The sequence below is a fragment of the Actinomadura geliboluensis genome, from assembly GCF_005889745.1.
GTDB lineage: Bacteria > Actinomycetota > Actinomycetes > Streptosporangiales > Streptosporangiaceae > Spirillospora > Spirillospora geliboluensis.
Genome location: NZ_VCKZ01000084.1, coordinates 1 through 24,442 on the forward strand (window position 1 = coordinate 1; position 24,442 = coordinate 24,442).

Consider the following 24,442-nt stretch of genomic DNA (forward strand, 5'->3'; position numbering starts at 1 on the left):
GGTGCCGGGCTCGCGCTGCGGCCCGCCGGTCTCCCCGGCCGCCCGGACCGCGCGCGGCGCGGGCTCGGCGGTCTCCGCCGGATGCGCGGCGGCCGCCGCCATCGCCGCGCCCACGATGCCCGCGTTGTTCACCAGCCGGGCCGGGACGATCTCCGCCCGCACCCCCTCGACCAGCGGCAGGAAGTGCTCGGCCTTCCGGCTCACCCCGCCGCCCACGATGATCAGCGACGGCGAGATCAGCGCCTCCAGGTGCCGCAGGTACACGCTCAGCCGCTTGGTCCACTTCGGCCAGCTCAGGCCCTCCTCGGTGCGCGCCCGCGCGGACGCGCGCAGCTCGGCGTCCCGCCCGTCGATCTGGATGTGCCCGAACTCGGTGTTCGGGACGAGGACGCCGTCGGTGAACAGCGCGCTGCCGATGCCCGTCCCCAGCGTGAGCAGGACGACGGTGCCGCGCCGGCCGCGTCCCGCGCCGAGCCGCATCTCCGCCACCCCGGCCGCGTCCGCGTCGTTGAGCAGCGTGATCTCGCACCCGGTCGCGTCCGCGAACAGGCCGGCGGCGTCCACCCCGAGCCAGTGCCTGGACACGTTCGCCGCCGACATCGCCACACCGTCGATCACGACGCCGGGGTAGGTGACGCCCACCGGGCCGTCCCAGCCGAAATGGTCCACGATCTCGGCGATGACCTTCGCGACCGGCTTCGGCCTGGCGGGCCGCGGCGTGTCGACCCGGAAGCGCTCCCGCGTGAACGCGCCGGCCGGATCGACCGGCGCCCCCTTGATCCCCGACCCGCCGATGTCGATCCCGAGCATCTCCCGTGCCATGCCTCCACTGTGCCCGTTCCTCAGGGGGCTAAGAGTTCTCGGCGAACTGCAGGCCGACCACGCCGATGATGATGAGCCCGAGGAACCCGAGGCGGGCCGGCGACGCGCTCTCGCCGAACGCGAAGACGCCCACCAGCGCCACGCCGAGCGCGCCGAGGCCGGTGAAGACCGCGTAGGCGGTGCCCACCGGTAGGGTGCGCAGCGACAGCGACAGGATGACGACGCTGAGCAGCGCCACCACGAGGCCGATGGCGGTCGGCCACGGCTTCGTCAGGCCGTCCGACTCCTTCAGCGCCGTCGCCCACACCAGCTCCATCAGCGACGCGATCAGCAGGAAGACCCAGGCCACGACGGCACCCCCATATCCGGAAAGATCTCCGCCCGAGATTACCGGAGAGCTTTCCGGATACCCTGTCCGCTCCGGTATTCTGCCGGAGCAGGATCTCCCCGGGACGGAGGCCGACATGCGGGAACTGCCGGTGCTGGGCCGCCCGCCCGCCGAGCGCGCCGACGCCGCCCGCAACCGCCGCCGCATCCTGCGCGCCGCGGCGGAGGTGCTCGCGGCCCGCGGCCCCGACGCGGTCACCATGGACGAGGTCGCCAAGGCCGCCGGCGTCGGCGTCGGGACCGTCTACCGGCGGTTCGGCGACCGCGCCCGGCTCGTCTACGCGGTGATCGACGACCGCGAGCGCGCGTTCCAGGCCGCCCTCCTGCACGCCCTCGCCGACCGCACCGAGGCGCAGGCCGACCTGCTGCTCAGGGCCGAGGCCGACCCGCCCGACGCCCGCTTCCGGGACGGCTCCTACGGGCTCTACCACATGCACCTCGGCATGCTCCTCGCCCGGATCCGCCCCGGCTCCGACACCGCCTACCTCGCCGACGCGCTCCTCGCCCCCTTCGCCGCGACCCTGTTCCTCTACCAGCGCCGCACCCGCGGCATGCCGCTCGACCGCGTCAAGGCGGGCCTGGACGCGCTCGCCGCGGGCCTGACGGGCGGCGGTACGGCCGCCCTGACCGGCGGGGACACCCCGTCCTGAACCGGACGTATAACGATCTGTCGCCGCAAACCCTTTATCGGGGCGCCGGGCTGCCGCCACACTGGGGGACGTGAACGACTTCGATCTCCTCGTGCTCGGATCCGGGCCCGGCGGGCAGCGCGCGGCCATCGCCGCCGCCAAGCTCGGCCGCAAGGTCGGCATCGTGGACCGCCGCGACATGATCGGCGGCGTCTGCATCAACACCGGGACGATCCCGTCCAAGACGATGCGCGAGGCCGTCCTGTACCTGACCGGCCTGAACCAGCGCGAGCTGTACGGGCAGAGCTACCGGGTCAAGGACGACATCACCGTCGCCGACCTCGGGATGCGGACGCAGCACGTCATCGGCCGGGAGACCGACGTCGTCCGCAGCCAGCTCGCCCGCAACCGCGTCGCCGTGCTGCCCGGCACGGGCCGGTTCCTGGAGCCGCACGCCATCGGCATCGCCGGCGCCGGCGACCGCGAGCAGAAGGTCACCGCCGACCGCGTCGTGATCGCCACCGGCACCCGGCCGGCCCGCCCCGACACCGTCGACTTCGACGACCGGACGATCATCGACTCCGACGGCATCATCAACATGGACCGCATCCCGGAGACCATGGTCGTCGTCGGCGCCGGCGTCATCGGCATCGAGTACGCCTCGATGTTCGCGGCGCTCGGCACCAAGGTCACCGTCGTCGAGCGGCGCGAGCGGATGCTGGACTTCTGCGACCTGGAGATCGTCGAGGCGCTCAAGTACCACCTGCGCGACCTGGCCGTCACGTTCCGGTTCCGCGAGTCGGTCGCGTCCGTCGAGCGGATGCCGAACGGGACGATCACCGTGCTGGAGAGCGGCAAGCGCATCCCCGCCGACACCGTCATGTACTCGGCCGGGCGGCAGGGCATGACCGACGACCTGTGCCTGGAGGCCGCCGGCCTCACCGCCGACCGGCGCGGCCGGATCAAGGTCGACGACGACTACCGCACCGAGGTCCCGCACATCTACGCGGTCGGGGACGTGATCGGCTTCCCGTCCCTCGCCGCCACCTCGATGGAGCAGGGCCGCCTCGCCGCCCACCACGCGTGCGGCGAGCCCGTGCCGGACATCAACGAGACGCAGCCCATCGGGATCTACACCATCCCCGAGATCAGCTTCGTCGGCCGCACCGAGGACGCCCTGACCGAGGCCAAGGTCCCCTTCGAGGTGGGCGTCTCCCGCTACCGGGAGCTGGCCCGCGGCCAGATCATCGGTGACTCCTACGGCATGCTGAAACTGCTCGTCTCACCGGAGGACCGGCGCCTGCTCGGCGTCCACGTGTTCGGTACGGGGGCCACCGAGCTCGTCCACATCGGCCAGACGGTGATGGGCTGCGGCGGCACCGTCGACTACCTGGTCAACGCGGTGTTCAACTACCCCACGCTGGCCGAGTCGTACAAGGTCGCCGCCCTGGACGCGATGAACAAGATGCGCCACATCGCCCGCCTGTCCGGTTAGGACGGCCAGAGCAGGTTCTCCAGCTCGGCGTCGATGTCGATGAACTCGCTCTCCTCCCCGGCGGGGACGGCCTGGTACGTCCGGTGCAGGAAGTCGGCGAGCGGCGACAGCGGCACCTCGAACAGCGCGTCCCCGAACGGGGACGACAGCGCGATGTTGAGCGAGCCGTCGTCGTCGGCGGGCCAGACCTCGACGTCCCCGTCCCCGACCCTGCGCACGATGCCGACCGTGAGGAGCTCCCTGGCGAAGATCCACTCCACCGGCTCATCGTCGCCCACGTAGAAGGCCATCCGGATCGCGTACGGATCGTCGGCCGCGTACTCCAGCCCGGCGAGCAGGGGGACGGTCGTGCGGTCGGGGACGACGAGACGAAGGCCCAGCTGTGCTGAGACGGTGGTACTGCTGTTCATGGCCATTCCCTCTTACGTCGGTCCCGCTGGCTCGCGGGGTGCTCCGGTGGGTGGTTCTCCCTCTGACGGACATCCCCGCGATCTATGACGCCTAACTGCCTGATCTCGGCCGAACATTCCGGCGTCCCCGTCGTTTGTGATCCATCTCACCGTAGCAAAACCTGCGTCTGACCTGCGCAAAAGCGGATCTTGCGGTGCGGCGACCGCCCACAATCCGGGACGATCTGGACGCTCCCTGGAGTCCCCGCGGCGGCCACACCTCGCTTAAGGTAAATCTGTGGCAAGCAATGATGATAAGGATGGCCGGCTCCACCGCTTCCGCGACCGGGTCCGGCGCAACCCGCTGCTGAACACCGCCTGGCGCGCCGGCGTCTTCGCCGTCGGAACGACCGTCCTCGTCGGCGGCCTGGTCATGATGATCACCCCGGGTCCCGGCCTCCTCGGCATCGTCGTCGGGCTCGCGATCCTCGCCACCGAGTTCGCCTGGGCCCAGCGCGCCCTCCACCGCGCCAAGACCGCCGCGGACCGCGCCAAGGAGAAGGCCCTCGACCCCCGCAAGCGCCGCCGCAACACCATCCTCGGCACCGTCACCGCCGTCGTGCTCGCCGCCGCCGTGGCCGGCTACCTCGGCGTCTACGGCCTCACACTGCCCTGGAAGATCGAGGACCCCACGTTCTGGACCTGACCCAGGCGCTCACATAGCGTGACCGTGTGCACTCGATCCGCGACGGCTGGGCGGACTTCCGTGCGTCCCCGTACCTGCCCGCCGCCGTCCTCCTCCTCATCCTCACCACCGCCGCGGGCCTTTTCGCGGGCTCCTACTGCTACGCCATGGCGAACCCGGCCCCCCGCGACATCCCCGTCGCCGTAACCGGCCAGGGCCAGTCCACCGCCTTCCTCCAGGCCCTCGACGATCACCTGGACGCCTCCCTCTCCGTCCAGAGGTACCCGACCTACGCCAAGGCCGAAGACGCCGTCCAGGAGCAGCGCGCCTTCGCCATCGTCGTCCTGAACGGCCCCCGCGCGACCCTCGACACCGCCGCCGCATCCGGCGCCTCCGTCGCCCGCCTCCTCACCCAGGCGGGCCCCGCCGCCGGCCAGGCCGCCGGCGTCCCCGTCACCGTCCGCGACATCAAACCCCTGCAACCCACCGACCCGCAGGGCCTCGCCATCTTCTACATCTCCCTGGCCGCAGTGATCATCGGCTTCGTCGGCGCCATCCAGCTCAACGTGCACGCCGCCGCCCTCACCCCCGTCCCCCGCATCGCCTTCACCGCCGCCTACGCCGCCCTCGGCGGCCTCGCGATCTGCACGGTCGTCGACCACGGCCTCGGCGTCCTCACCCTCCCCTTCCGCGAGTCCTGGACGATCTCCTCGCTCACCATGTTCACCAGCGGCATGGTCTTCACGATGTTCAACGCCCTCATCGGCCGCTGGGCCATGATCCCCACCTGGGGCCTCATGGTCCTGATCGGCAACCCCTCCTCCGGCGGCGCCGTCTCCTGGCCCCTCCTCCCGTTCCCCCTCGGCACCATCGGCCGCTGGCTCCCACCCGGCGCCTCCGTCGACGCCCAGCACACCGCCATCTACTTCCACGGCCACCAGCGAGCCGAGCCCTTCATCACCCTGACGGCCTGGACCCTGGCCTGCACGGCCGTCTTCCTCATCTGGCACCACCGCACTCAGCGCGCGACCACCCCCCAAGATGCGCTAGAGTTTCCGACGTCGGAACACCGGGGCGATTAGCTCAGTGGGAGAGCGCTTCGTTCACACCGAAGAGGTCACTGGTTCGAACCCAGTATCGCCCACCCCTTACAACCCAGGCCCTCCCGCATCTCAGCGGCAGGGCCTCAGTGGTCAACTGGGAGGATTTTGGGAGATCACCTCCCTCCCACCCGAACGAGGTCACAAGAACACCTCCGAGTCATCACTCTCCGTAGCCGTACGGGCGGGACAAGACGAGCACCCCTGTCCCGCCCGCAGCACGATTCCCTAAGCGCTCGCGAGACGCAGGACCGACGAGTCGGCCCGCTTCTGGGCGGCCTCCAGAAGGTCGTTGAGCGTCGGAACCGGAGAGGTCGCACTGAACCGGAGCCGTTCTTGCAGCGCTCTCTCCCAGCGGCGCTGGAGCTTGGCTTTGAGATCGTCCCGCATGGTGTCCGAGACATGGGAGTACACGCCGCGATGCCCGGCACCGTGTGGCCCAGCCGCTCGGCTTGAAGCACTTCCGGTACTGCGTCCTCCAGCATCCAGGTCTTGTGGCTGTGCCGGAGCCCATGCGGAGTGAGCCCTTCGATGAGCGGCAGCCACACTGACGGCGAGTCCTCTTCGGTCACGACCCGGATCCCTTTCCCACGTGGGGGATGGAACGGCTGCCCGGGGACGGCGTCGGGCCAGGCCGGAAGCGGTACTCCCGGCCATTCCGTCGTATCCACCAGGACCCTCTTTCCGGTCTGCCGATTGCCCTTGGGGTATCGACCGTCAGCACCCGGCTGGAACATGCGCCGGGCGTAATTCGAGCGTCGATGATGCGACCCGTCCGGGCTGAGGAACAGGTACTGTCCGCGCCCACCGCACTCGGGCGTCCGTCCTGGACATGCGCAGCGGCCCTGCGAACGCACGCTCTGCCCCGACACGAGTCCTGCAAGGAAGGGCGGCAGGTCGACGGGCCGGTGCGAATCGTCCTTGGGCGGCACCATCTCCAGCCGCCCCGCCAGTTCGCGCAGCTGCCAGTCGACCTGTAGACGGTCCAGCCGGCATGCCGGCCGTTCCAGCCCGTGCACCTCCCCCCACCGCATTCCGGTGTAGGCGGTGAGGACGATCAGGACGAAGTCGTCGTCGCGTCCAGATAGCAACGCGCACCGCTCGGCCAGCAGCAGCGTCTGCAGGGGAGTCGCCCACACCTTTTCGGGCCCGCGCACCGCGATGGCCCGCCGCGCCCGCTTCCGCCCGCGCCCCCTCCGCTTGACGGCGACGTTGCTGGCGACCATCCCGCGTTCCTTGGCGTCTCCCAGGACCGTCCCCAGCAGCGACCGGGCATCGGCCGCGGTCCGGTGAGAGAACCCGTTCGTCCGCGTCCGCTTCTCCCAGGCGACGATCTCCTCGGGGCTTGTGAAGGTGTTGACCGGCCGGTTCCCGAAGGCTGGAACGATGTGATGATCGATCAGATACCGGTACTTGGCCTCGGTGGTTGCCTCCAGGTCCTGCCCGGACCACCACAGCTCGACCCAGTCGACCAGTAACGCCGCTCCGTCACGGGGATCGTTCCAACTATGTCGCCGGATACCGGCCTCCTGATCCTCTCCCCAGTTCAGCGCGGCCTTCTTGGTCTCGAACCCCGACTGCGAGGCCGTGCTGCCGTCTGGCCGCACATACCGGACCCGCCACTTGGACCCCCGCTTTTCGGCATACGCCATAACATGCTCCTCCTTGTTGTACTGCTGCGGCTCAGAACCTGCCGCGCCGTTGTCGGACGACCGGCTGCTTGGCGCCAGCCGCGATGATCGCGGCGATGTCCTGGTCGCTGAACCGCAGATGCTTGCCGATGAAGGTGCACGGGATGACCCGCGCACTCGCCTTCTTGCGCAGCCACGACTCGCGGACCTGCAGCATCGCCGCCGCCTCGCCGGGCGTGTACAGCCGGACGTCGGGCTTCAACCCGCGCTCTGGACCGGCCTTGCGCTGCCGAGGATCCCGCTCACCTTGCAAGGTCACACCTCGCTTCGCCGTCGAGCTGCGGAGCACACGATCACGTGTCCCGCCCCGCGGCCACAGATCAGGGACGGAGAGCACCCTTCACAGGAGATGGACGACCTTGGTCGCGATTTTACACAGACTGTAGTCACTCCTGTACGCAACGCTTGGTGTGTCGGTGGCTGGCCTCCAGTGACCAAGGTCGGCTTCGATCGCGACACCTTCGCCACCTACATGTGGCACTCCATGGACTCGCGGCAACACCGAGACCGACAACAAGACCTACTAAGTCGCGCCGGACGCCGGAACTCCACCCCGTGCGGTAGATGCTCTGCGCAGGCACCGTGCGCGCCATGCGTCCCAGCGGTCTCAGGCGGAAGAGGCGTGGCACGACAGCGGGCCTAGTGTTCTGCTAGGCGCCGGCAGGCCACTGGGACACCGCGAACGTGCGGCAGGCATTTGGGTTCGTGTCGAAGGTGATCCTAGGTGCTCATCGGCAGTGTGCGGTTGCAGGCTCGGCTTATGCGACGTCACCGCACTGGACCGCCGGAGATCGGGAGCGCTAACGAGGATCCGCTCTCTGGTGAAGATCGGCGAGTTCGTGGCACATGGCAGAAGTACATGATCGCTTCAGGGGGATGGCGATGCGCTTCATGGCCATCGTGAGGGATCGGTGCAAAGTGAGCCTTGTCATTGGCCAGAAACCGTAGAATGCGAGAGTGGCGATTGGTGGACGCGAATCGGTCTGGTATCCGCGCATGGCAGACATTCCGGGCATTGCGTTCCGGGGCAGCTTGGACGTCGACCGTTCCCGATTGCCTGGAGCGCGGATCCGACCGCGTGCTGACAACGGCTACCTCTCGTGGCCCTCTGTCGAAGGTGGCACCTCGTCCGGCTCCCCGGTTCACCACCTTGCTTTCGGTGCCGCTGCACCGCGAGACGAGCTTGAACTGGTTCGGAGGACCTGGGAGGGACTGGAACTGCCGGGGACCCCTTCGGACTACCACTTTCTCTTGCAGGGGGCTGTCACCGACCTGTGGAAGCATCGGCGGCGTTATCCGCAGGGCTTGGCGGCGATCGAGCAGTTCTGCCATCTGGACCTGCTCTTGATCGAGGCTGCCCCAGAGGCGGTCGTGCTGGATGAGAGCGATCCTGCCCGTGGCTTTGTGCGCATTGCGACGCTGAGGGTCCTCGTCAACCTCCTGGAACGGGAGGGGGCCTTGCGTGAGGCGCTGGAAGTGAGCCGGCGTGCCCGCAGATTCGGCGAAGGGTACTGGAGCGATGAGTTGGAGGCCAAGGTCGCCACGCTCGATGAGGAGCTGGCATGACTTCAGGGCGCCTGATCGACACGGTGCCTGGACGATCGTTCCTGGAGAACGCCTTCGTCCGTTGGGTGCTGGCGCCAGCGGTTCGGATGGCGATCGCAGCGCACATCGCCCCGCAGCATCCGGTGCCCGCACCAGAGCACACCTACGAGCTGGACTACCTCATTGCTGGTGCGCAGCTGCGGGTGGCAATCGAACTCGACGGGTTCACGTATCACAGTGACAGGCATGCCTTCGTCTATGACCGGGTCCGCCAGAACGACCTTGTTGCCCAGGGGTATACGGTTCTCCGATTCTCTTATGACGCCATCCGCGAGGAAACCGCGCAATGTGTGGCCCAGTTGCAGGCGGTGCTGCGCCAGGACCCGGTCCTCGCGACCTATGTGATCACCGACCCCATCGTCCCCGTTCCCGACGACATGGTCGCCAATCCGTTGGGACTGGCCACGCCGCCCTCGGCGGCCGTGCCGCGTACCGCGCTGGGTTTCTACAACATCGCCCGCCAGCACCTAGCCGTGCGACCGTTACGAGAGTGCCAGCGCGAAGCCTTGGGCGCCCTGGCCGATTACTACCGCCGCGGCAAGCTTGACGCGGCCTGCGTGATGTCGGTCGGCGCTGGTAAAACCGTGCTGGGAGTAGCGGCCGCTCTGGCCTTCACCCAGCGACGGGCGCTGATCGTGACGCCGGGTCGCGTCATCCGCGGTACGTTCGCCGCCGCTCTAGACCATAACCGGGCAGGCAACACGCTATATACCCTGCCGGGCGGGCCACTGATTCCGGGATGCCGGCCGCCGCGCGCACTGGTACTCGACAGCAGCGGCGGCCCCATCCAGACGGTGCAGTCCGAAACACTTCTGGCCGCCGACATGATCGTTACTAACTACCACTCGTTGATCGGTGGTGACCAGGGGCCGGGGCTGCTAGGTAAGCTCGGCCCCGACGACGTCGACTTCATCGTGATCGACGAGGCGCACATCGCGGCGGCCGACTCTTATCGACGGCTGTTCGCGCGCTTCCCCCGGGCGCGCCGTCTGCTGATGTCAGCCTGCTTCAGCCGGGCTGACGGTAAGCGCATCACCGCGGACGTTGTCTACCGCTATCGCCTCATCGACTCGATCGCCGACGGGCACGCCAAGCAACTGAACGCACTTCGGTTCAGTCCGCGTGTCGAGGAGACCGCCTACGAGATCCGCTGGCCGGACGGACGGCGCGAGCAGATCATCGGCAAGAGCGCGCTCCTGGAGGTCATGCGGGACGAGCGCAAGCTGGCTCGGATTACAGCAACTTCCGAAGAACCCATCCGTAAGATCATGCGCAACGTCCGTACCTGCCTGAACGCCCAGGCCAGGACACTGGCACCGGTCCGGCCCCGCGTCCTGTTCGCCGCGCTGGGACAGCAGCACGCGGAACAGATCGCCCGCATCGCCAACGAGCACGGCATCGCTTGCGCGCCGCTGCACCACTCGATGGGCGATACTGAGATCTCCGCCATCCGGACCCGATTCGAGACGGACTCGGGGAACCTGGAGGCCATCGTGCAACTTCGGATGCTCGGCCAAGGCTACGATCTGCCCCCCATCACCATCGTGGTGCCGATGCGGCCCTACGGCAGCTTCGGCGAGTTCTATCAGTTCATTGGTCGCGGCATCCGGATCGTCCAGCACCGCGACCTGGCCGACCGCACCCATGAACAACGACTGGACGTCGTCTACCACGGTGAACTCGGCCTCGACGCCCACCTGGAGACACTGCGGGCGGAGAACGACATGGACCCCCATCCCGCCCAGGACGATGAGTTCGGTGACGCGCCAGTCACCGATGCCACTGTTACAACGACAACGGCGCCGTTGGCCGGCTCCATACCAGGATGCTCAGCAGTCACTGGGACCTCGGCCGTGGTCTTGTGGGAACTAGGCGACTCGCAGCAGCAGTTCCTGCACAACGCCGACCGGATTGAGGCACGTCGGCAGGAACGTGAGCTCGACGTCTTTGCCCAGAGATACACCGCCTACGCCGAAAAGAACCCGAACCCTAAACCGTTTGAACAGTTCGTCGCTGTCATCCGGAGCATGCATGGCTGACCGCGACCAGGCCATAGACCGAGCCGCGTACCTTGGACGTCTTCCGCCCTATGCGTTCCTACGGTCGGAGAATGAACGCGGGCGCCGCGAGCGCTTCGATGACATTGACCACTGCACAGCACAACTGCTCGAAGCCGCTTTAGCAGGCCAGTGCATCATCAACCTGGTCGACGACGATACTGACCCGGAGCGCCATACCCTGGTCACGGCCACCCCCATCGACCCGGTCGGGCGGACCGCCTTGGAGAAGAACCTGTCCTTGTCGGCTCAACAGGCCAACGGAGCCTGGTTCCTTCCAGAAGCGGTGCCCCTCAAATCGCAGACAGTGAACTTGAGTGCACATTTGCGGAGCCAGCCCTCGTACGCGCTGACACTCGCTGCTGACGACAACGTTCGGGTGCGGCTGGCGTCCTCTCCTGACGCGATGCTTACTTGGTCGCTGCTCGTTCCCTTGTTCGACCAGTTACTGCGGCCAATTACAGAGCGGGCCGCCGCCCCAGTGCGCACACCCGACGAACACCGCACCGTCTGGCTGGAGATCGTCCGTTGCTACCAACGGCTGGGCATCAGCGCCGGCTCAGTGCTGTGGGCCTTCGCTTATCGTGGTGGTTGGAGCGGCCTGGACCGGGCTGGACACGCCCGGGCTCGCATCGCCCTGCTGGACGCCATTATCGGTCACGACCCACTGTCGATTGTCCGCGCGTTCCGCGCCGAGCGAATCAGCGCCTTCATCGACAAGACCGCGCAGAAGGCCAAACGTGGGACCCCGTTGGCGCGCCTCGTGCTGACCAAGAAAATGCAACCTATCCTGTCGGCCTACTTCGCGGGCAGTTGGCTGGAGTTCCTGGACTACCTGGAACTGTCGCCCAATCCCAATGAAGAACTCATGACTGCATTGCCTCAGCCTACGTTTTTTGTCGGCGGTGCCAGCAAGGTCGGCAGCGCAGCCGCCGAACACGGCATCGAGGTGGACGACGTCAATGCCATGCTGGCGGCCTTCCTAGGACAGGACACTACGACATCACCTGTCGAGCGACGCGTGACCGCTCTGCGATCGTGGTGGCGGCACTTCGATGCCGCCCACGCCAGCCAACGCACCGGAATGCCCGACCTGTGGGGTCTGGTCGAGGACGCCCCCCACAGCATCGGCCCCCTTCCCTGTCCCGCTCCGCGACTCTTCGAGCGGTTCCTGCCCACTGACCTCGTGGCCGAGGTGGAGGAACTGTGGAGCGGCACGGTCTTGCCGCGCTGGCCGCAGGCAATCACCACCGAGCCCTACCCGCACATGGCAATGGCCGAGACCCTCGGTCCGGCGGTCTCCTTCTGGCATGGCGTCGGTCTCACCGCGTGGTTCGTGTGCGCGGGGCCCTCCTCGCGCACGCCCTTGAACGGCCTGCGCGGCTATTACGAGCGCACCCTCACTGAACTGGCGGTCATGGGAACGCCGATACATCCAAGCTTGTTCGAAGAACTAGAGCAAGCCGAGAACCTATTGGGGCCCCCGGAAGAGCTGATCCAGCACGAGGAACAGGTACAGATGTCCGATGGCGTCATCGCGATCAGATTCATTGGCGGTGGCCAGCGCCGCGCCGGTTTTGAGATCCTGCGCGACATCATCACCCGGCACCGTCGCGGATGGAGCAACCGCTACTTGGACTCCTACCTGCAAGAACGCTGGACGCAGGAACTTGCCGCTGTCGCCCGTGAACTCCATCGGCGCATCGCCGTGGCGAGAAAGGCCCCGACCTTCCGTCAGTTCGCCAAATTTTCCGCGGGGACGGCCGGCCACTGGTTCAACGGAGACCTGGCAGCTTTGTACACCGCCATCGGCGAGAATGCCCCGGACACAGCCTCCCGAGTCAGGCTTCTGCCCCGCGACACACGCCAATTCATCGAAACCGTCTACGCCGAGCTCGGCGGTCGTCCCTATGAAGAACACCTGCGAATCACCGACTTTTCCACCGCTGACCGTTACCGTCAGAGAGCAAGGCTCGCCACTGCCAGCACCCGATACGTTCAGATCTTCGAAGCGCTCGGTCGCCCGCCCAAGCACACCGAGTTCGGTGCAGGCCGATACGAGTGGGACTGGGCGGACGGCTTGGAAAACGGCTGGCCTCTCTACCAGCGCGCCATCACCGCGGCTGGGGGTCCGTGACAGACTCTGATCTCGCTCGTGACATGCAGCTGTCGTCCGTCCACTGAGTAAGCCATAGATGACAGGCACGCACAGGAGCGCCGCAGGTCGGTCATCCATCCTGGGCTCTCCACCAGTTCTACGCACCGTCTTCCTGACTAGGTCGCGAGCCTGTACCGGTTCCGGATGGGCGGTATCGAGGATGAAAGTGGTCAAGGGCTGCAACTTGTCGAAGCTCTGGCTTCGGAATGGGGCTTGTAGCCCATCACGGCCGGTGCCACGGCTACTGGCAAGGTCGTCTGGGCGTCGTGGTTGCACCGTCCAGGTACGGGCGCATCGTCAATTGATTGCAACTTCTCACCGACGACGTGGTGGCGAAATGGCGCCATGTGATCCGCCCGCGGTCCTGGTGTTGCTGCTCCCCGACGACTCAACCGAGGGCGAGCACGCCGACGGGCTTCAATGGGCATTTTCCCAGTCCCGTGATGAGCCGTGCGGCGAGCGACGCCACGCCGGACACAAGGCCAGGCCGACTTCGAGATTGAGAGCGAGAAGATCGCGTCGACTGCAGTAGCGACGGCTGTGGGTGTGTCCGCCCAAGACCGCGCAAGCATCCGGGTGATTTGGATCGACACCACTGCCGCGCTGCGTGCATATCGCTCTCAGCAGCAAGGGAAGCGGCGTCGGCACTCGACCCGAACCCAACCCAGCACCCGACGCGCCCACGGCGGCCTAGTAGTTCGTAGGCGCGAGCCCCTGTCTTCGGTGTGGCCGTACCGCTGCGGGGACGCTGAGGCCGTACCCGCATCGGTACGGCGTCCGGCAGTGCCGCGTTGGTCCGAGCGTCGCTACTCGGACGATCCTGATCACGCCGGGCACGGCTCGGAGAACGTCCACTTCCAGGTGTGGAGGGTTGTCTGGTCGGGGGGCAGGGCAAACGGTAGTTCGGGTTCGTCGCGTCTGTCCTAGGCAGCGGAGGGTATGAGGTTGCCCCAGACGCTCCGGCGAGATATCTGGCCACGGTGCCAAGGGTGGCGAGCCTGGCGCTGACCACGGATGCTGCCCACCGGCGTCAGCGAGGGCGCCGGTGGGCAGCACCCGCGCTTCTGGCAGGGGCGATGAGTTGATGATCACCACACCTGGCTACCAACAGTGATGATGCTCGCTCAGTCAAGCGCGCTGTTGGCGCTTCGCGCGGACCGCTCTCACGTTGTCGGTGCTGGCTGGGTGTGGCGGCGCTCGCTGCAGTGGGCGTCCGAGTGGGCCGTCCCTGGACGTCATGTATCATCCAGGCGTGATGTCAGTTCAAACTGATGTGTTGAGGTTGCTGGCCGACCCGCTGCGTGCGCAGATCGTGTCGCTCCTGGGTGAAGAGGCGTTGTGCAACTGCCACCTCGTCGAGGAGACCGGCGCCAGGCAGACCAACATCTCCAACCACCTGCGGGCACTGCGCGAAGCCGGGCTCGTGGACACCGAGCCCTGCGGACGGTTCACCTACTACCGGCTACGGCCCGAGGTGCTGGAGCACCTGGCCGCCGAACTCGGAGGACTGGCCGCCGCCGCCCGCGAGTCCCGGGCTCATCAGCGGAAGAGGCCGTGCACGTGACCAGTACGCAAGACTCCGGCGCCGCCACACGTCCGCAGGAAGCGGGGGTGGTGGCCGGGCTGTCGACCCTCGACCGGTTCCTGCCGGTGTGGATCATCGCGGCGATGGTGCTCGGCCTCGGGCTGGGACGCGCCGTCCCCGGCCTTGACGACGCGCTGGCCCGGGTCGAGGCCGGCGGGATCTCGCTGCCGATCGCGCTGGGCCTGCTGGTGATGATGTACCCGGTGCTGGCCAAGGTCCGCTACGACCGGCTCGACACCGTCACCGGCGACCGCCGCCTCATGGCGGCTTCGCTGCTGCTGAACTGGGTGGTCGGTCCGGCGGTGATGTTCGCGCTGGCCTGGATCTTCCTGCCGGACCTGCCCGAGTACCGCACCGGTCTGATCATCGTCGGGCTGGCCCGCTGCATCGCGATGGTCATCATCTGGAACGATCTGGCCTGCGGCGACCGGGAGGCCGCCGCCGTGCTGGTCGCGCTCAACTCCATCTTCCAGGTCATCGCGTTCGGTGTGCTCGGCTGGTTCTACCTGCAGGTCCTCCCCGGGTGGCTGGGCCTGGCGACCGACGAAGTGGACTTCTCCGTCGGCAAGATCGTGGTCAACGTGCTGGTGTTCCTGGGCGTCCCGCTGGCGGCCGGCTACCTCACCCGCCGCCTGGGTGAGCGGGCCCGCGGCCGCGCGTGGTACGAGCAGCGGTTCCTGCCCCGGATCGGCCCCGTCGCGCTGTACGGGCTGCTGTTCACCATCGTCATCCTGTTCGCCCTCCAAGGCGACACCATCACCAACCAGCCCACCGACGTCGCCCGTATCGCGCTGCCGCTGCTGGCCTACTTCGCGCTCATGTGGGGCGGGTCCTTCGCCCTCGGACGCGCCGTCCGGCTGCCCTATCCGCGCACCGCGACGCTCGCATTCACCGCCGCGGGGAACAACTTCGAGCTGGCCATCGCCGTTGCCATCGGTACCTTCGGCGTCACCTCCGGGCAGGCCCTGTCGGGCGTGGTCGGGCCGCTGATCGAGGTCCCGGTCCTGGTCGGGCTGGTGTACGTGTCGCTGTGGCTGCGTCGCCGATTCCAACCCGCCGGGCGGTGGCACGACGATGACCGCCGCCTGTGAGGCTCGCGAACCGAGTTCCTTCACAAGCCGTACCAGGCGGGCCGGTCCGGTTCGAGCGGCGAGTAGGGGCCGCTGGCCGGTGACGGCCCTGAGTGTTGGCCTCCAGATGTGTCGGGGAGACGAACGGTGACCTGCACACCAGGCGAGGCATTGTTCGACCGCATCGCGGCGCGGCTGGCCGCCAGGTTCCATGGCCTGGTCTCTGTCGAGACCGCCCGCCGTCTGGTCACCGACTCCTACCGGCAACTGCACGCCACCGCGAGAGTCGACGCCCACCTGGTGGTGCTGGCCGAACGGTTCGCCGCCGCGCGGCTCACCGCCCTCGCCCAAGCCGAGGGACGGCTCGACAAACCGGTCCCCGAGGTGCTGTTCGTCTGCGACGCCAACGCCGGCCGGTCCCAGATGGCGGCCGCGCTCGCCATGACCCGGGGGTGCGGACGCCTACACGCCCGCTCGGCCGGCAGCGCGCCGGCGGCGGAACTGGAATTGGCCGTCGTCGATGTCATGGCCGAGATCGGGGTCGACCTGTCGGCTGAGTTCCCTAAACCGCTGACCGACGAACTGGTCGCTGCCGCCGACCTGGTGATCACGCTGGGCTGCGGCGGCGCCTGCCCACTCCTGCCGCACACCCGGTACCTGGACTGGGCCGTCCCCGACCCGGCCCATCAACCGTTGGCCGAGATCCGCCGCATTCGCGACGAACTCGACCTGCTCGTCACCGACCTGCTGACCACCCTCGACCAGCCCGGCCTTGAACAGCGAAGGAACGCCGGTGCCTGATCAGGCTCGCTCTGCCAAGCCCAGTGTCCTGTTCGTCTGCGTGCACAATGCCGGACGCTCCCAGATGGCCGCCGCCTACCTCACCCACCTGGCAGGTGACCGGATCGAAGTGCGCTCCGCCGGGTCCGCGCCTGCCGACCAGGTCAATCCGGCGGTGGTCGAGGCGATGGCGGAGGAGGGTATCGACATCTCCGCCGAGACCCCCAAGGTGCTCACGGTCGATGCCGTCCGGGCATCCGACGTGGTCATCACCATGGGATGCGGTGACACTTGCCCGGTCTTCCCCGGTAAGCGCTACCTGGACTGGACTCTCGATGACCCTGCCGGACAGGGCGTCGACGCCGTCCGTCCGATCCGCGACGAAATTCGCAAGCGCATCGAGAACCTGGTCAGCGGGCTCCTATCGGAGAAGTGAAGGAGAAGGGCAGAGCCGGGCGCCGGGGGCGTGACGTCCTCGGCAACGTGTGCTCTGCCCGGTCTGGCTGCTCCAGAGCCGGTCCGTCCTGGACGTACGGTGACAGCCGCGCTAGGCGAAGGCGCCCGTTCCGTCCCGTGCAGTCAATCCGTCGAAGGGGAGCGAGCTGACCAGCCGACGGCGGGACGATCCGCCGGTTACTCGGCGGGCATGACTGCGGCGCGCTGGGGTCGGCGCAGCACGAACAACGCCAGGATGGCCAGGACCGCGCCGATCCACAGCACGCTTGTAGTGCCGGTGCCGTCGACGGCGAAGCCGCCGAAGAGCGCACCGAGCGCGATGGACAGGTTGAACGCGGAAACGTACAGCGAGGTGGCCGCCTCGGTGGCGTCCGGCGCGGCGTCGAGGATCCAGGTCTGGAAGGTGACCGGCACCGCGCCGTAGCCCAGGCCCCACAGGACCAGGATCGCGCCCGCGGTGAGGGTGCCCGTGTCGACGAGCGCGAGAGTGACCATGGCCGCGGTGAGGAGTACCGAGATTCCCATGACGCTCTGCCGGAGCCTGTTGGTGACGAGGGCTCCGGCGATGAAGTTGCCGCAGATGCCGGCGACTCCGAACGTCAGCAGCAGCACACTGATCGAGCCGTCGCCGACCCCGTCGCTCTGGAGGATCGGTCGGACGAACGTGTAGGCCAGGAAGTGGCCGGTGATGACCAGGAAGGTGAGGGCGATGCCGGCCCGGACACCGGCGTTGCTCCTGAAGACCTTCGGCAGGGCCGGGAGCGTGAGGGTCCGCTCGGCCGGCACCTTCGGCATCAGGAAGACCAGGCAGACCAGGGCGACCAGTCCGAGGGTGCCCACGGCGGCGAACGCCGTACGCCAGCCGCTGTGGTCGCCGATGAACGTCCCGGTGGGCACCCCGAGGACGGACGCGGTCTCCACGCCGCCGAAGATGACGGCGGTGGCCCGGGCGGTGTGCTTCGCCGGCACCAGCCGCAGCGCGATGCCGCCGGCGATGGACCAGAAGCCGCCGACGCCGATGCCGATCAGGAACCGGGCGGCCAGGACCACCGCGAAGCTGGTGGCGACGGCGGAGGCCAGGTTGGCCGCGCCCATCAGGCCGATCAGGACCGCCAGCACGATGCGGCGATCGATGCGCCCGGTCGCCACGGTGACCAGAGGCGCCGAGATGGCGGCGACCAGGCCGGGGACGGTCACCATCAGTCCCGCGGTGCCTTCGGAGACGACCAGGTCGGTGCCGATCGGGGTGAGTAGGCCCACGGGGAGCAGCTCGGAGGTCATCAGGGAGAAGATGCCCAGGGTCACCGCAAGTACGGCGAGCCAGCCCCTGACGGGTGAACGATCGGTGGCGGCGGACGCCTCGGTCTCAATGGTGGTCACGGCTTCGTCGGCCTTTCAACAGGGAAGAGGTCCATGGCATGCGGCGGGCGATGGCCGGCAGGGCGGCCACCGCCCGCGGACGATCAGTCGGTCACTCGGTGCCGGGCGTCTTGCGCGTGGTGACGTTCATGCGGTTCCACGCGTTGACGGTGAAGATGAGCGCGATGAGCTGGGCGAGCTCCTTCTCCTCGAAGTGCTTCGCGGCCTCCTCGTAAACCTCGTCCGGCACGCCCTGGGGCAGGAGGGTGATGGCCTCGGTGAGGGCCAGGGCCGACCGCTCTTTCGCTGTGAACAGGCTCGACTCCTCCCACGCGGAGAGCTGGTAGATCCGTTCTTCCGACTCCCCGGCCCTGCGAGCGTCAGACGTGTGGTAGTCGATGCAGTACGCGCAGTGGTTGATCTGCGAGGCGCGGATCTGCACCAGTTCCAGCAGGACGGGGTCGAGTCCCTCGCGAGCTGCGGCGTCAAGGGCGAGGACGGCCTTGAAGACCTTGGGAGAGACGGTGGAGAAGTTCATTCGCTGAGGTACCTGAACCGTGGTCATGCATCGACCGTAAGCATCGAACCGGCCCAAGGTATGGTGCATTCTCATGGAGGAAACGTGGGCCAATGTTCAGAGGCCGGCGGGCCCGGAAATCGAGGCCGAGCAGTCCGCGGGCACCGACCTCCACCTCGAACTCTCCGGCGAGGGAAATCTGCGGAGCCGGCTCATGCACGCCTTGCGGGAGGCTGTCCGCTCCGGCCGGCTCGCGCCCGGAACGCGGCTGCCGCCGTACCGAAGCCTCGCCAACGACCTGGGCATCGCCCGCAACACCGTCGCCGCCGCCTACGCCGAACTCGCGGAGGAAGGATGGCTGTCCGCGCGCCAGGGTTCCGGCACCCGGGTCGCCAGAAGGACCGCACCACTCCACGCCGTCCAGGCGCAACGCCCGCAACGCCGGGCACCGCGTCGCGTCGTTCACGATCTGATGCCCAGTTCCCCAGATGCGGCCGCCTTCCCTCGGTCCGCCTGGGTCACCTCCGTCCGCGCGGCCATGGCCGCCGCACCCAACGACGCCTTCGGAGTGGGGGATCCACGCGGCCGGGTCGAACTGCGGGAAGCACTTGCGGAGTACCTGGCCCGCGCCAGGGGCGTGCGCACCGAACCCGACCGGATCGTCATCTGCTCCGGTTTCGCCCACGCGCTGCGGCTACTGGGCGGCGTGCTGAATGGCCCAATCGCGGTGGAGTCGTACGGACTGGAATTCCACCGCGGCATCCTCGATGAGATGGGGCTGCGCACCGTCCCCCTGACGGTCGACTCCTACGGAGCCAGGATCGAGGAACTGCCGGGCACCGGCGCCGGGGCCGCGCTGCTCACGCCGGCGCACCAGTTCCCCATCGGCGGCCCGCTGCATCCGGAACGCCGGGCGGCGGTCATCGACTGGGCCCGTTCCAGCGGCGGGGTCCTGCTAGAGGACGACTATGACGGGGAGTTCCGCTATGACCGGCAGCCGGTCGGCGCGGTGCAAGGCCTCGACCCCGACCGGGTCGTCTACATCGGCTCGACGAGCAAGAGCCTGTCCCCGGCGCTGCGGCTCGGCTGGATGGCACTACCGGGATGGCTCGTCGACGACGTGCTCACCGCCAAGGGGCCCAGGGAGATGTGGTCCGGCGTCCTCGACCAGCTCACCCTCGCCGACTTCATCGCTCGCGGCGCCTACGACCGGCATCTGCGTCATATGCGGAAGCATTACCGGCGGCGGCGCGACCTGCTGGCGAACGTGATCGCTGAACGCGCCCCGCACATCCGGGTCAGCGGCGTCGCGGCGGGACTGCACGCCGTCCTCGAACTGCCGGAGAACACCGAGCAAGCGGCTCTCCGCGCGGCCCGCCGGCAAGGACTGGCTCTCGACGGGCTGGGCCCCTACCGCCACCCCGACAGCGCCCTACCACCGCGCGAGGGCCTGGTCATCGGCTACGGCACCCCATCGGACCACGCATTCGCCGCAGCCCTGGACGCCCTATGCCTGGCACTACCAGCTCCGCCGCACCCCGACCGGTAACGAAAGAGCCTGCGAACTCGAACAAGCCCGCTAGACCGCGCACCACCAACTGCGCATGGTGCGCGACCCGCCTGTCAGCATGCCGCCGGTGCCCGCAGAAAAGGGAACCAGGTGGGACGAATCAGGCATCAAAGAGCAATCAGGCGCTCGGGCGGTCACAGGGCGGGTTGACCACAAGGTCCACTGGCCGTCGACGGGCGCGGAATGCCGCTGTCGATCGTGGTCACCGCCGGCAACGTCAACGACTGCACCGCCTTCCCCGACGTCCTCGCCGGGATTCGGGTGCCGCGCCTGGGGCGGGACGTCGGCGGTGCCGACCGGACCGGGTGATCGCAGACAAGGCCTGCAGTTCGGCGGCGATCCGCCGGACCCTGCGCCAGCGGGGCATCGCCGTCACCATCCCCGAACGCGTCGATCAGAGGGCCGGACGCACCCGCCGCGGCCCGCACGGCGGGCGGCCTCCGGTGTTCGACCCGGCTCTCTACCGGCGCCGCAACGTGGTCGAACGCTGCATCGGCCGCCTCAAACAATGGCGCGCCATCGCCACCCGGGCCGACAGCTCGCCCGCAACTACCGCGCAGGAATCGTCCTGGTCACAGCCCTGCTCTGGATCAACGCATGATCCACCGGACGCGACCTAGGGGGCTCAGTTGCCGGGTGGGCAGCAGGTGTGCAGGTAGGCGCGGAGTTCGGCGAGTGACCGGTCGACCGCGGCGGAGTCGATGCGGTAGAAGACCTGCTTGCCGTCCCTGCGCGAGGTGAGCAGGCCGCCTCGGCGCAGTAGCGCGAGCTGCTGCGAGGCGTTGGACTGGCCGACCCCGAGGCGCTCGGCGACCGTGCCGACGGTGAGTTCGATGCCGCCGGCGAAGAGTTCGAGCATCTGCTGCCGCTGCTCGCTGGCCAGCGCCTTGAGGAACTCGCGTGCTCCGGCGCCGAGCTGAGCGGTCGGCACCGCCTCGCAACCGCCCCGTGCGGGGACCGTCTTCTCGACCGACTCGCCCATCGCCGCTGGCTCCTCCCCGAGGTGTGCGCCCAGCATACGCCACATATCAGTACTTCATTATTTTATGAAATGTTGATATGTTTGCTCCATGCTCACCACTGCACCACTCGTCATCATCGGCGGCGGCCAGGCTGGTCTGGCCACCGCCCGCATTGCCCGGTCTCTGGGCTTGGCGCCCATCGTCCTGGAGGCGGCCGGCCAGCCGGCCGGGTCCTGGCCGCATTACTACGACAGCCTCACCCTGTTCTCACCGGCCCGGCGCAGCGCTCTGCCCGGAGCGGAGTTCCCCGGCGATCCGGACGGCTACCCCACGCGGGATGAGGTCGTGGCCTACTTGACCGACTACGCCGCCCATCTGGACGCCGACATCCGTACTGGTCACCGAGTCAAAACGGTCGTGGCTGCCAAGGACGGCACACGACCGGGGTTCGAGGTGGTCACGACGAGCGGTGAGGTCTTCGCCGCGCCGCTGCTCATCGCCGCGACGGGCGGATTCAGCCGCCCCCACCGCCCGGACCTGCCGGGACTGGACGGCTTCCCCGGCACGGTGCTGCACTCGTCCGACTACCGCCGTCCCGGACCGTTCACCGGCCAGCGCGTCGTGGTGGTGGGAGGCGGGAACTCGGCCGTGCAGATCGCGATCGAACTGGCCGCGGTCGCCGACGTCGCGCTGGCGACCCGGCACCCGCTCCGCTTCATGCCCCAGCGCGTGCTGGGGGTCGACATGCACATCTGGTTGCAGCGCACCGGACTGGACGCCGCAGGGTGGGCGCGCCCGCTGCTGACCGGCGGCAAGGGCACCCCGGTGTTCGACACCGGCACCTACCGCGATGCCATCGCCACCGGCAACCCCGACCGCCGCCCGATGTTCACTCGCCTGGACGGCGACCAAGTCCTCTGGAGCGACGGGACCCGCGAACACGTCGACGTGGTGCTGCTGGCCACCGGGTTCCGGCCGGGCGTGGAGTATCTCGCCCCGCTGGGCGCACTGGACGGCGACGGGCAGCCCTGCCATCGGGGCGGCGTCTCGGCCACCCATCCGGGACTGGGATTCGTCGGCCTGGAATGGCAGCGCTCCTTCGCCTCGGCCACCCTGCGCGGAGTCGCCGCCGACGCCCGGCACGTCCTCACCCGGCTGCGCAAGCAGACACGCACCCCCGACGGCGCGCTGACATCGACCCGATGACCGCCCCCAGAGCGGGACAGCCTCTGGAATCAGGCCGGGACTAGAGCCGGCAGGGCGAACAGACCCGATAGGCGGGTCAACCTCTCCGGCACAACCCGGTAGTACACCCACGTGCCGCGCCGCTCACCCTCGATGAGCCCGGCCTGGCGCAGCACCTTCAGGTGGTGGGAGATGGTCGGCGCGGTGAGGTCGAACGCGCCGGTCAGGTCACACACGCACGCCTCGCCTCCGTCCACCGAGGCGATCATGTTCAGCAGACGCAACCGCACCGGATCGGACAGCGCCTTGAACACCTTGGCCAGTTCAGTGGCCTCCGCCTCGCTCAATGCCGGACCGCTCAACGGTGCGCAGCAGGCGGGGTCGGTCACGTCCTCAAGCTCCAGAATCTTAGACATGCATCTAATTTGACATCTATCTATCCAGTGATGCAAACTGGCGCCTGCTTAGACAGGTATCTAAACAAGGAGTCGGAGATGAAGACGCTGCTCGCCCGGATCACCGCCCGGCGCGTCAAGGCCGTGTCCTTCTGCGAGACCTGCGGCCAGGTCTGCACGCCCGCATGCCGCTCCGCCGCACACATCGACCGCGTGACGACCGCCGCCTACCGCACCCGCCTCTGACAACATTCCCCGGCGCCCGACACCCATGACCGAACCGACAAGGAGTCATCGTGAACGACGAAACCGGACGACCGGAGCCAGCAGCCTCCCCGGACGCCCCCGCCAGCGCAAGCAGCTGCTGCGGTGTCAGCGCGTGCTGCACCGACGCCGAGCAGGCCGTAGACCCCGGTGCCACCGTCCAGCAGGCCAAGACCGGCGCCGGCTGCGGCTGCGTCGAGCAGGGGCCGCTCGACGGGCTGCCGGTGGTGGTGATCGGTGCCGGGCCGGTCGGGCTGGCCGCCGCCGCCCATCTCGCCGAGCGCGATCAGGAGTTCCTCGTGCTGGAGGCCGGGGGAGAAGTGGGCGCGGCGGTCTCGGAGTGGGGGCATGTGCGGTTGTTCTCGCCGTGGCGGTACGACACCGATGCGGCCGCCCGGCGGCTTCTGGAGCCGACCGGGTGGCGTCTGCCCGACCCGGAGGCCCTGCCTACGGGTGCCGAACTCGTCCGCGACTACCTCGCGCCGCTCGCTCAGGTTCCCGCGCTGGCCGGACGGGTCCGCACCGGCACCCGCGTGGTGGCGGTGACCCGGCAGGGCGTGGACGTGACCCGCACGGTCGGGCGTGCGGAGCGTCCGCTGCTGGTCCGCGCCGTGGGCCCGGACGGAGCCGTGGACGACATCGCCGCCCGCGCGGTCATCGACGCGTCCGGCACCTGGGGCCGCAGCAACCCGCTGGGCCACTCCGGCCTGCCCGCGCCCGGCGAGGAGCAGGCCGCCGCCCGCATCACCGGCCCGCTGCCGGACGTGCTGGGCCGCGACCGGTCCCGCTTCGCGGGCCGCCGCACCCTGGTGGTCGGGATGGGGCACTCGGCCGCCAACACCCTCCTCGCCCTGGCCGAACTCGCCAAGAACGAGCCCGGCACCCGCATCACCTGGGCGGTGCGCGGCGCATCGGTCGCCCGGCTCTACGGCGGCGGCGACGCCGACGGCCTTCCCGCACGAGGCGCGCTCGGCACCCGCCTGAAGGCGGCCGTGGACAACGGTGAGATCGACCTGGTGCGCGGCTTCACCATCACCGGCGTCGCCACCCTGAACGATGAAGCCGCAGCCGTCCAGGTCAACGGCGAGACCCCGGACGGCCCGCGCGTCCTGGAGGCCGACATCGTGGTCGCCGCGACGGGGTTCCGGCCCGACCTGGACATGCTGCGCGAGGTGCGGGTCGAACTCGACCCCGCCACCGAGGCGCCGGTCAGGCTCGCCCCGCTGATCGACCCGAACTTCCACAGCTGCGGGACCGTCCCGCCGCACGGCGAACGCGACC

At 68.6% G+C, this 24,442-nt stretch carries 26 protein-coding genes and 1 tRNA gene; 18 read left to right on the forward strand and 9 right to left on the reverse strand.

Annotated features, from left to right (window positions below):
• Both ppgK and ETD96_RS14150 read right to left on the reverse strand, forming a co-directional pair.
• Positions 1-822: polyphosphate--glucose phosphotransferase (gene ppgK, locus ETD96_RS14145; RefSeq protein ID WP_138636795.1), on the reverse strand; the 822-nt coding region annotated here is incomplete at its 3' end.
• Positions 823-850: 28 nt separating this feature from the next.
• Positions 851-1,171, reverse strand: coding sequence for a DMT family transporter (locus tag ETD96_RS14150; RefSeq protein WP_138636796.1), 321 nt, complete (start codon positions 1,169-1,171; stop codon positions 851-853).
• Positions 1,172-1,286: 115 nt separating this feature from the next.
• On the opposite strand from ETD96_RS14150, the gene ETD96_RS14155 reads away from it, so the two are divergent.
• Together ETD96_RS14155 and sthA are read left to right on the forward strand one after the other, a co-directional pair.
• The gene (locus tag ETD96_RS14155; RefSeq protein ID WP_138636797.1) at positions 1,287-1,859 is read left to right on the forward strand and encodes a helix-turn-helix domain-containing protein; all 573 of its coding nucleotides are present in this window, start codon (positions 1,287-1,289) and stop codon (positions 1,857-1,859) included.
• A 70-nt stretch (positions 1,860-1,929) separates the two neighbouring features.
• The gene (gene sthA / locus ETD96_RS14160) at positions 1,930-3,333 is read left to right on the forward strand and encodes a Si-specific NAD(P)(+) transhydrogenase (protein ID WP_138636798.1); all 1,404 of its coding nucleotides are present in this window, start codon (positions 1,930-1,932) and stop codon (positions 3,331-3,333) included.
• Here sthA and ETD96_RS14165 read toward each other — a convergent pair.
• Positions 3,330-3,743 (reverse strand): SsgA family sporulation/cell division regulator, encoded by a 414-nt coding sequence (locus ETD96_RS14165; protein ID WP_131944314.1) that lies wholly within the window; start codon positions 3,741-3,743, stop codon positions 3,330-3,332. The two genes, sthA and ETD96_RS14165, sit on opposite strands and share 4 nt — an antisense overlap.
• Positions 3,744-4,020: 277 nt before the next feature.
• On the opposite strand from ETD96_RS14165, the gene ETD96_RS14170 reads away from it, so the two are divergent.
• The 3 genes from ETD96_RS14170 (at position 4,021) to ETD96_RS14180 (ending at position 5,551) form a co-directional block, all read left to right on the forward strand.
• Positions 4,021-4,428 carry a TIGR02611 family protein gene (locus ETD96_RS14170; RefSeq protein WP_138636799.1) on the forward strand — a complete coding sequence of 136 codons (408 nt, stop codon included), beginning with the start codon at positions 4,021-4,023 and terminating at the stop codon, positions 4,426-4,428.
• 26 nt (positions 4,429-4,454) lie between these two features.
• The gene (locus ETD96_RS14175) at positions 4,455-5,489 is read left to right on the forward strand and encodes an ABC transporter permease (RefSeq protein WP_240807630.1); all 1,035 of its coding nucleotides are present in this window, start codon (positions 4,455-4,457) and stop codon (positions 5,487-5,489) included.
• Positions 5,480-5,551: transfer RNA gene (locus ETD96_RS14180), tRNA-Val, on the forward strand. The genes ETD96_RS14175 and ETD96_RS14180 overlap by 10 nt, the downstream gene beginning before the upstream one ends.
• A gap of 72 nt (positions 5,552-5,623) precedes the next feature.
• On the opposite strand, the gene ETD96_RS14185 is transcribed toward ETD96_RS14180, so the two are convergent.
• Complete coding sequence (locus tag ETD96_RS14185; protein ID WP_138636800.1) at positions 5,624-7,159, reverse strand: tyrosine-type recombinase/integrase; 1,536 nt, start codon at positions 7,157-7,159, stop codon at positions 5,624-5,626.
• Positions 7,160-7,190: 31 nt separating this feature from the next.
• Complete coding sequence (locus ETD96_RS14190; protein WP_240807632.1) at positions 7,191-7,457, reverse strand: helix-turn-helix domain-containing protein; 267 nt, start codon at positions 7,455-7,457, stop codon at positions 7,191-7,193.
• Positions 7,458-8,155: 698 nt separating this feature from the next.
• Between ETD96_RS14190 and ETD96_RS14195 the strand changes: the two genes are divergently transcribed.
• The 7 genes from ETD96_RS14195 (at position 8,156) to ETD96_RS14225 (ending at position 16,889) form a co-directional block, all read left to right on the forward strand.
• Positions 8,156-8,764 carry a hypothetical protein gene (locus tag ETD96_RS14195; RefSeq protein ID WP_138636801.1) on the forward strand — a complete coding sequence of 203 codons (609 nt, stop codon included), beginning with the start codon at positions 8,156-8,158 and terminating at the stop codon, positions 8,762-8,764.
• Complete coding sequence (locus ETD96_RS14200) at positions 8,761-10,842, forward strand: DEAD/DEAH box helicase family protein (RefSeq protein WP_138636802.1); 2,082 nt, start codon at positions 8,761-8,763, stop codon at positions 10,840-10,842. The genes ETD96_RS14195 and ETD96_RS14200 overlap by 4 nt, the downstream gene beginning before the upstream one ends.
• Positions 10,835-12,997, forward strand: a complete 2,163-nt coding sequence (locus ETD96_RS14205; RefSeq protein ID WP_138636803.1) for a stress protein — start codon at positions 10,835-10,837, stop codon at positions 12,995-12,997. Before ETD96_RS14200 ends, ETD96_RS14205 begins: the two co-directional genes overlap by 8 nt.
• 1,297 nt (positions 12,998-14,294) lie before the next feature.
• Positions 14,295-14,582 carry an ArsR/SmtB family transcription factor gene (locus ETD96_RS14210; RefSeq protein WP_240807634.1) on the forward strand — a complete coding sequence of 96 codons (288 nt, stop codon included), beginning with the start codon at positions 14,295-14,297 and terminating at the stop codon, positions 14,580-14,582.
• On the forward strand, positions 14,579-15,694 hold the full coding sequence (gene arsB / locus ETD96_RS14215; protein WP_420884755.1) for an ACR3 family arsenite efflux transporter: 1,116 nt from the start codon (positions 14,579-14,581) through the stop codon (positions 15,692-15,694). The genes ETD96_RS14210 and arsB overlap by 4 nt, the downstream gene beginning before the upstream one ends.
• A 126-nt stretch (positions 15,695-15,820) precedes the next feature.
• A complete protein-coding gene (locus ETD96_RS14220) occupies positions 15,821-16,474 on the forward strand; it encodes an arsenate reductase/protein-tyrosine-phosphatase family protein (protein ID WP_205719255.1) in 654 nt (217 codons plus the stop codon).
• Positions 16,467-16,889, forward strand: a complete 423-nt coding sequence (locus ETD96_RS14225; protein WP_138636806.1) for an arsenate reductase ArsC — start codon at positions 16,467-16,469, stop codon at positions 16,887-16,889. The genes ETD96_RS14220 and ETD96_RS14225 overlap by 8 nt, the downstream gene beginning before the upstream one ends.
• Before the next feature lie 197 nt (positions 16,890-17,086).
• On the opposite strand, the gene ETD96_RS14230 is transcribed toward ETD96_RS14225, so the two are convergent.
• Both ETD96_RS14230 and ETD96_RS14235 read right to left on the reverse strand, forming a co-directional pair.
• Entirely contained in the window at positions 17,087-18,289 is a 1,203-nt protein-coding gene (locus ETD96_RS14230; protein ID WP_138636807.1) for an MFS transporter, read from the reverse strand.
• A gap of 91 nt (positions 18,290-18,380) precedes the next feature.
• Complete coding sequence (locus ETD96_RS14235; protein WP_171069024.1) at positions 18,381-18,833, reverse strand: carboxymuconolactone decarboxylase family protein; 453 nt, start codon at positions 18,831-18,833, stop codon at positions 18,381-18,383.
• A 46-nt stretch (positions 18,834-18,879) separates the two neighbouring features.
• On the opposite strand from ETD96_RS14235, the gene pdxR reads away from it, so the two are divergent.
• The 3 genes from pdxR (at position 18,880) to ETD96_RS48095 (ending at position 20,975) form a co-directional block, all read left to right on the forward strand.
• Positions 18,880-20,334 carry a MocR-like pyridoxine biosynthesis transcription factor PdxR gene (gene pdxR, locus ETD96_RS14240; protein WP_138636808.1) on the forward strand — a complete coding sequence of 485 codons (1,455 nt, stop codon included), beginning with the start codon at positions 18,880-18,882 and terminating at the stop codon, positions 20,332-20,334.
• Positions 20,335-20,517: 183 nt separating this feature from the next.
• Positions 20,518-20,664 (forward strand): transposase, encoded by a 147-nt coding sequence (locus tag ETD96_RS48090; protein ID WP_420884756.1) that lies wholly within the window; start codon positions 20,518-20,520, stop codon positions 20,662-20,664.
• Entirely contained in the window at positions 20,661-20,975 is a 315-nt protein-coding gene (locus ETD96_RS48095) for a transposase (RefSeq protein WP_171069025.1), read from the forward strand. Before ETD96_RS48090 ends, ETD96_RS48095 begins: the two co-directional genes overlap by 4 nt.
• Positions 20,976-20,980: 5 nt before the next feature.
• On the opposite strand, the gene ETD96_RS14250 is transcribed toward ETD96_RS48095, so the two are convergent.
• Positions 20,981-21,337, reverse strand: a complete 357-nt coding sequence (locus ETD96_RS14250; protein ID WP_138636810.1) for an ArsR/SmtB family transcription factor — start codon at positions 21,335-21,337, stop codon at positions 20,981-20,983.
• 88 nt (positions 21,338-21,425) lie between these two features.
• Here ETD96_RS14250 and ETD96_RS14255 point away from each other — a divergent pair, with 88 nt between their 5' ends.
• Positions 21,426-22,523 (forward strand): flavin-containing monooxygenase, encoded by a 1,098-nt coding sequence (locus ETD96_RS14255; protein ID WP_138636811.1) that lies wholly within the window; start codon positions 21,426-21,428, stop codon positions 22,521-22,523.
• Between the two features lie 29 nt (positions 22,524-22,552).
• Here the strand turns inward: ETD96_RS14255 and ETD96_RS14260 are convergent, their stop codons facing one another.
• Positions 22,553-22,918 carry an ArsR/SmtB family transcription factor gene (locus tag ETD96_RS14260; RefSeq protein ID WP_138636812.1) on the reverse strand — a complete coding sequence of 122 codons (366 nt, stop codon included), beginning with the start codon at positions 22,916-22,918 and terminating at the stop codon, positions 22,553-22,555.
• A gap of 78 nt (positions 22,919-22,996) precedes the next feature.
• Here ETD96_RS14260 and ETD96_RS44665 point away from each other — a divergent pair, with 78 nt between their 5' ends.
• Both ETD96_RS44665 and ETD96_RS14265 read left to right on the forward strand, forming a co-directional pair.
• Positions 22,997-23,143, forward strand: a complete 147-nt coding sequence (locus tag ETD96_RS44665; RefSeq protein ID WP_171069026.1) for a hypothetical protein — start codon at positions 22,997-22,999, stop codon at positions 23,141-23,143.
• 50 nt (positions 23,144-23,193) lie between these two features.
• A partial coding sequence (locus tag ETD96_RS14265) for an FAD-dependent oxidoreductase (RefSeq protein ID WP_205719256.1) occupies positions 23,194-24,442 on the forward strand: 1,249 nt, incomplete at its 3' end.